Here is a 599-nt window from a genome sequence, read left to right as displayed (position 1 = left end):
ATCATAGCAAGCGCCGTATCGCGGAGCTGCCAGGAGGCAAACCCGGCGGTGCGTTGCGCGGCGCAATAACATTGCGCCGTGCCGTTGCCACACACTATAGACGGCACGGTTCGCGCACGTATAATCGGCGCGTTCGCGCTGTTCGTGTCAACCTAACCTGGAAAGGAACCTTAATGAACAAACAGGAACTGATCGACGCCGTCGCCGCCCAGACGGGCGCCAGCAAGGCTCAAACCGGCGAAACGCTGGACACGCTCCTCGAAGTGATCAAGAAGGCTGTGTCGAAAGGCGACTCAGTTCAACTGATCGGCTTCGGCAGCTTCGGCTCGGGCAAGCGCGCAGCGCGCACCGGCCGCAACCCCAAGACGGGCGAGACCATCAAGATCCCGGCAGCCAAGACGGTCAAGTTCACGGCTGGCAAGGCGTTCAAGGACGCAGTGAACAAGCGCTGAAACGAGCTGTTCGCGAACAAAAAACCCGCTGGTTTCAGCGGGTTTTTTCTTTTCGACGAGGTTTTTTTGCCACGCCGCATCGTCTTTTTCAATCTTTGACGATCAGTGGCGGTGGACGATTTCCGAGTCGTCGCCGTGGTCGTGATC

1 protein-coding gene is annotated in these 599 nt (G+C 58.6%); it reads left to right on the top strand.

The genetic code is table 11. The features are described from left to right. Positions 1-173: 173 nt before the first annotated feature. On the top strand, positions 174-452 hold the full coding sequence (locus tag J5M56_RS23865; protein WP_004195781.1) for an HU family DNA-binding protein: 279 nt from the start codon (positions 174-176) through the stop codon (positions 450-452). Positions 453-599 lie beyond the last annotated feature (147 nt).

The sequence above is a fragment of the Pseudomonas sp. 51_B genome, assembly GCF_017491595.1.
GTDB lineage: Bacteria > Pseudomonadota > Gammaproteobacteria > Pseudomonadales > Pseudomonadaceae > Aquipseudomonas > Aquipseudomonas promysalinigenes.
The sequence above is the reverse complement of the archived record's forward strand: the minus strand, read 5'-3'. Positions and strand labels throughout refer to the sequence as shown.

What these genes read in the sequence shown, in the direction of transcription:
- J5M56_RS23865 (WP_004195781.1), top strand. Translation starts at nt 174, where the DNA reads ATGAACAAACAGGAACTGATCGACGCCGTCGCCGCCCAGACGGGCGCC.